Source organism: Nocardia seriolae NBRC 15557 (assembly GCF_007990715.1).
Taxonomy (GTDB): Bacteria; Actinomycetota; Actinomycetes; order Mycobacteriales; family Mycobacteriaceae; genus Nocardia; species Nocardia seriolae.
In genome coordinates this window covers 1-4,463 of the sequence record NZ_BJWY01000224.1, presented here as the reverse complement: position 1 = coordinate 4,463, position 4,463 = coordinate 1, and the positions used below count along the sequence as shown (strand labels likewise).

The 4,463-nt window shown below is 64.2% G+C and carries 5 protein-coding genes and 1 pseudogene; all 6 read right to left on the bottom strand.

Annotated features, from left to right (window positions below; translation table 11 throughout):
• Positions 1–213 precede the first annotated feature (213 nt).
• Complete coding sequence (locus NS2_RS35120) at positions 214–672, bottom strand: hypothetical protein (protein ID WP_033091760.1); 459 nt, start codon at positions 670–672, stop codon at positions 214–216.
• The gene (locus NS2_RS36585; RefSeq protein WP_186817627.1) at positions 669–2,087 is read right to left on the bottom strand and encodes a hypothetical protein; all 1,419 of its coding nucleotides are present in this window, start codon (positions 2,085–2,087) and stop codon (positions 669–671) included. The genes NS2_RS35120 and NS2_RS36585 overlap by 4 nt, the downstream gene beginning before the upstream one ends.
• Positions 2,088–2,627: 540 nt before the next feature.
• Positions 2,628–2,807 (bottom strand): hypothetical protein, encoded by a 180-nt coding sequence (locus NS2_RS35110; RefSeq protein ID WP_033091731.1) that lies wholly within the window; start codon positions 2,805–2,807, stop codon positions 2,628–2,630.
• A 174-nt stretch (positions 2,808–2,981) separates the two neighbouring features.
• Positions 2,982–3,818 carry an MspA family porin gene (locus tag NS2_RS35105; RefSeq protein WP_228102855.1) on the bottom strand — a complete coding sequence of 279 codons (837 nt, stop codon included), beginning with the start codon at positions 3,816–3,818 and terminating at the stop codon, positions 2,982–2,984.
• Positions 3,819–4,147: 329 nt separating this feature from the next.
• Positions 4,148–4,312, bottom strand: coding sequence for a hypothetical protein (locus NS2_RS36580; protein ID WP_162836621.1), 165 nt, complete (start codon positions 4,310–4,312; stop codon positions 4,148–4,150).
• Positions 4,309–4,463: pseudogene (locus NS2_RS35100) on the bottom strand (IS701 family transposase); the annotation flags it as partial. The gene NS2_RS36580 and the pseudogene NS2_RS35100, both read right to left, overlap by 4 nt.

Sequence of the window (4,463 nt, the reverse complement as noted above, 5' to 3'; positions counted from 1 at the left end):
GGACACTAGCTAGCCCAGCTGTCCTCGTCGCCTGTGGAGACTTTTCCTCACTCAGGGGTGACCCACAGCCACAACCAATTTCGTGATGCCGTGGGAACTCCGCCCAGGGCATCACTGCGTTACCGCCAGATTCCGGCCGGTTGCGCCCTTACCCTTACACCTCAGCACCAAATGACCGCAAATCGCATTCCGCTGATTGACCCCAGGTCGATCTCACAAGGGGTCGCGGGTGAGTCGACCAGTTTCGTCGACTTCCCATCGCATTTCGCTCAGTGCGGGGTCTCGCTCGCACAACAGGTCTGCGGCGCGTTGCGAGAGCACCAAGCCGACCGGTGCTCCACGTTCGTGTGCGAAGTCGTCTTTTCCAGGTTCGCCGTGGAGGTAGAGGCCATAGAAAGTGGGGATCACGATGGCATCGGCGTTGTCGGCGTAATCGGCGGGTGCGCCCTCTGCCGGAACCAAGGAAAAACCTGTCATCCCGCTGGCGGCGAGTGCGGCCGCGAGCGGCTCGGTCACGGCGTACAACCCTGACTGGGAGGTCAGCAGTTCGCTGATCACCGGCAGCACGAACTCGAAGCGTGCGCCGGTGACCTGTGGCGGGTCAGCGGTGTCGTCCACAACCCATTCGGCGTGGTCGGCGGGCACGTCGGGATTGAGTGTGTAGAGAGTCATGGTGTTTCCTCCGGGAGGTCGTCGATTTCCGCCTCGGCCGATGCCGCGGCAGGCGGTTCGTGGTTGGCGACCGGAATTGGTAGCAGGGGTGGGAGCGGAAGGGGGCCGGGTACTCGCCAGGGCGTTGACGGTGGTTTCGGGAAGGGGAGCACCCATGGCTCTCCTGGTTTCTGAGGTGGTGTCGGTGGCGGCGTCGCGGTCCGTGGTGGCTCATTGGTTGTCGGGGGTTGCGTGGTCGGCGGACTTGTCGGTGGAGCCGTCCGCGGTGGCTGAGGGGTTGGGCCGGTCGTCGGCGGTTGGGTCGGGGTTGTCGGTGCTGGTGACGTGGTGGACGGCGGCGTCGAGGGTGGTGTGGACGGTGCTGGTGTCGATGGTGTGGACGGTGTCGACGGCATTGTGGATGGTGGTGTCGACGGGGTCGACGGCGTGGTGGACGGTGGTGTCGATGGTGGCGTCGAGGGCGTCGACGGCGGCTCGTGGCGAGTAGGTCCCTCCGTGCCCGGAGTCTGGCTGGGCGGGATTTCCGCAGGCGGTGTCGGGGGCATCTCGCTGGGTGGCGTCGTGGGCGTTTCCGGTGCGACGTTACCGTTGCCGCCGGGCGAGACCGGGTATTGCTGCTGTTGGCCCGGATCATTCTGCGGCCGCTCCCATGGGGCGGACAGTTCGGCGTTGGGAAAGTAGTCGCGGTAATCGCGGAGTTTGCCGCTCAGCATGTCGAGGATGATTTTCAGCAAGGCTTGCCGTTGTGCCGGCGTCAGGTCTTTGAACTTGGCGATCTGTTCGGGAGACAGGCCCAGGGCTTTCAGGATGTCATCGAAATCGGGATCGTCGAGAATGGTCGGGCGTGGTGTCATCCAGTCACCGAAGAGGATGTCGACGACCACAGCCCAGAAGAGCAGTTGCTGCCGCAACACCTCGGCTTCAGGGCCCGACATGGGTTGTCCGGTCCACGGCAGAATGCCGGCCTTTTTCAGTGCTCCATAGATCTGGTTCCATGCCCGTCGGATCTGGCGCAGGTGTACGTCGTTAGCGACGCTCTGCCAAATGCCGCGCAAGTTTTCGATGGCGTTCTTCTCGTCCTCGTCGAATACGCCTGGGTAGTCACGGAAGATCTGCTGTTCGATGAGGTGGTGGATCTGCATCCCGAACGGGGAGTGATCGAGAGCTTCCCAGAACGCACGCTGATGTTCGCTGGCATTGAGCCAGAACTGGTAGGTCGGGTCATCCGGATTCGGCGGTGGCACGTTGGGGCCGGTCGGCTTCTTGATCTCATCGTCAGCTCGGCGCAGTAGCCAGTCGATCCAGGACGGACGGCCCGATACCGTGCGGCTTGCTCCAGCGACGAATGCGGCGGCCGCCGCGATCACCAGGAACGGGATACGGCCGTCGAATCCGGAGCGCCGATCCTGTTGCACAGGTTCACGATCGGGCACCGGTGATGCAGGGCTCGGCGGCGCAATGTTCGGCGCTACCGGTACCGCGCTGCTCACCGGCGCGGGCAGCTCGGTCTGCGCGGGCGGAGTAGGCGGTCGTTGGGTCTGTGGTTCCGGGTCCGCCGCTGGTGGGGCGGTTCGAGGTGCTGGTGATGGCTGGTTTCCCGGTAGGACTGGGGTCTCGGCGCCGGGGACCGGCACGATCGGTGTCCCGTTGCCCGGTGGGATGGCTGGCGGGGTCAATGCGCCCGCGCCGATGCCGCCGCCGTTACCGGGCTGAGAGGGCACGCCCGGTGTTTGGGAAGGTAGTGGCGGCGGGGTGGACACCGTGGGTGGGCCCCCCTGGCGGCACTGTCGGGGTATCGATGCAGGGCCAGCCGGGATGCATGGCCTGCCACTGCTCACACGGCACATACCCTTGCGCGGTCGCCACCGGGGTACCGGCCAGGACCACGGCCCCGATACCCAGCCCGGTGGCCGCCGCGGCCAGAGCAAGCGCGACGTGGCGCGTGAACCGGGCTCTCATCGGCGTCCTCGTCGGCTCTTTGCTTGTTCGCGCAAAGCATCGATGCCCCACCATGTGAGCCGTCCGGCAATGGACATGTACAGAAAGAACGCCAGGTACACCAGGATCGCGCCGTAGTCGTCGGCCCAGCCCGGCATCCGGCCCAGGTTCGCGAACGCCACGATCAGCAACAGCAACCCGAGGACGAGCCCGCCAACCGCGACGACGGTGGGTTCAACGGTTGCGGCGCGGCGTCAGCTCGCGGTGACGCGACGGTTTCGGCGGAGGCGGTCGGGTCGGTCATCGGTGTCAACCTTTCTGAGCAAAACGCGTTACCGCCGATAGCAAGAAGCGTTGGAGTGCTGCGGGTTTCACAGCCAGATGGGATCGCCGTACACAGAGAGGTTGTTGTCCGAGGCCGGGGTAGAGATCGCGGCAGTGGCGAAGGACCTGATGGTGACAGGCCCGGCACAGGCGTCGACTTTGATCTCGACCTGCTCGGCAGTGATCGAAGCCCGCGGGCCCGCAAGGGGTTTGGAGCCAAAGGCAATGGTGGCAATGGCGCCGGGTTTGAGGGTGGTGGAGATGTTCGGGTTCACCGACGCCTGGCCACCGATCGTCGCACCCGGGAACTGGGAGATCGTGACCGAGGCGTTTGGGCCGATCGAAAATCCCAACCCCAGAGTCAAGCCGTTGGAAACATCCACGGCGCAGCCGATTTGGTAGCCGAGGGTGACGGTGCCGGAGGTGATGGGTTGGCCTCCGCCGCCGGTGACTTCGGCGATTGCCTTGAGGCTCACGAACCCTTCCCGGCTCACCGGGGAACTTGCGAGATTGGGCCAGCGGTCGAGGTTCTCGCTGGTCTTGGTGACTGCCAGCGTCCAGCCGTCGTCGGTGACCGTCTGCCGATACTTGTCGGCCACCGCATCGGCACCAGCCGAACCGGCCACCCACACACCAGCCATCAATGCTGCGGCCAGCAGTCCAGCACCGGCGGTAATCGTCGGTCGCATCATCACTAGCGGGATCCCCTCCACATTCAGACAACTTTCAGCAAACTCTTGCCGGGTGGTCAGGCTGGCACGAGGGCCATGTGCCGCGCCAGATGGATGAGATGCCCGCCACTCGGGGCAGACCAATGGATCCGTGATCACATCCGCCTGAATTTCTGCTCCAAAGATGTTCGTATGCAGCATGATTCGTGGCATCGACTCGGGAGATGCGGGCGAGGTACTGATGGTCGTGTGTCCAGATTGTTATCGCTGCAGACCCGACTGGCTACCAGCGCAACGGGATGACCGACGGCTTCTACGAGTACTTCAGTACTCGCCCTGGTTAACGTGTACGTCCGTCCGGAAGACGTCCATGTAGTCGAGCAGAACATCGCTCCGGACCTACCAGAATCAGTCCAGTTGGCTATCCGCGAAAACTTCACTCGGACCTATGAACCGGGCTGTAGCCTGTTGCGTTACTCGCGCCGGAATTTTTCAAGCCGTATGAGACCAGTCGGTGTTAATACTGCAACGGCACTCTTGGTTCAGTCGAGTGGGTGGCCGCGGCGGCGGTAGTGCGATAGGCGGGCTTGGTGTTGTCGGCGGCGTCGCCAGCGGGACCAGGCCCAGATGTGATCGGTGCCATGGGAGGTGGTGAGGGCGAGTGCGACGAGCAGGCGGCGGATCTCGGGTAGTGTCAGGGCGATCATGTCTGCGGGCTGGTCGCCGAGTCGCCCTTTGCGGCAATGGTTTTGGAGGCGGCGAGGTAGGCCGGGGCGAGCATGGACAAGGTGATGTGGGCGTACCAGGCCCGGTAGTCGCGGATCTGGTAGTGGTCGAGCCCGGCCTCACCCTTGGCTT

Excerpts from the sequence above, each read along its gene's own strand:
- NS2_RS35120 (WP_033091760.1), bottom strand. The coding sequence starts at position 672 with ATGACTCTCTACACACTCAATCCCGACGTGCCCGCCGACCACGCCGAA.
- NS2_RS35105 (WP_228102855.1), bottom strand. The coding sequence starts at position 3,818 with ATGCCACGAATCATGCTGCATACGAACATCTTTGGAGCAGAAATTCAG.
- NS2_RS36580 (WP_162836621.1), bottom strand. The coding sequence starts at position 4,312 with ATGATCGCCCTGACACTACCCGAGATCCGCCGCCTGCTCGTCGCACTC.